The sequence below is a fragment of the Bifidobacterium sp. M0353 genome (assembly GCF_016100645.1).
Taxonomy (GTDB): Bacteria; Actinomycetota; Actinomycetes; order Actinomycetales; family Bifidobacteriaceae; genus Bombiscardovia; species Bombiscardovia choladohabitans.
In genome coordinates, this window is sequence record NZ_JACFSB010000315.1 from 1 (window position 1) to 246 (window position 246).

Annotated in this window: 1 protein-coding gene; it reads left to right on the top strand. The window is 36.2% G+C overall.

All coding sequences use genetic code 11. The features are described 5' to 3' along the window. Nucleotides 1-246 (top strand): hypothetical protein (locus tag H3V04_RS09915; RefSeq protein WP_198188528.1); only part of this gene is annotated, 246 nt, incomplete at both ends.

A 246-nucleotide genomic window follows, 5' to 3' on the forward strand; every position in this document is an offset into this window, starting at 1 on the left:
GGTGACTGGGAAAGTGATTCTTACATTTTTCATAAAGGTCATGGGCAAGACATTATAGAAGATAAGGGCTACGATCAGTTGCCATTCTTATCCCAGAGCAATCAGCTCAAATTTACAGAGGCTAAAAGCACTGATGTAGTATTCAAACGTGACGGAGAAGATTTATTAGTTTATGCATACAAAAATGATGACTGTGTCAGACTAAAAGATTATTTTAAAGATGCTTTCCATCGGGCATTTATCTTT